Raw genomic sequence first — 240 nt, 5'->3', positions numbered from 1 at the left:
CAGCGTGATCGATCATACGCAGCACGCGTAATGCGCGTTGCTGGCGTTGGCTGCCATATTCACACTCCATGACAGGGACGCCGTCAACGCGTGCGGTGATAGTGCTAGGGATATCCATGGGCAGAACATCCCCTTTTTTCAGGCCCATCACATGCGCAATACGGCTGGGGATTTGCGCAAATTCTGCCACTAGCTCCACTTCGGATTGGCGTAGCTCACTGGCCATTCGGCGTGACCATG

General features: G+C 56.2%; 1 protein-coding gene. It reads right to left on the bottom strand.

Translation table 11 applies throughout. The features are described 5' to 3' along the window. Positions 1-190, bottom strand: a 190-nt coding sequence (locus tag SB847_RS22110; protein ID WP_410578893.1) for a FliM/FliN family flagellar motor switch protein, incomplete at its 3' end; no start/stop codon positions are given. Between the last annotated feature and the right edge of the window lie 50 nt (positions 191-240).

The organism is Bacillus sp. SIMBA_026, from assembly GCF_046535335.1.
GTDB classification, from domain to species: domain Bacteria; phylum Bacillota; class Bacilli; order Bacillales; family Bacillaceae; genus Bacillus; species Bacillus velezensis.
This window is presented reverse-complemented; position numbering and strand designations above follow the sequence as displayed.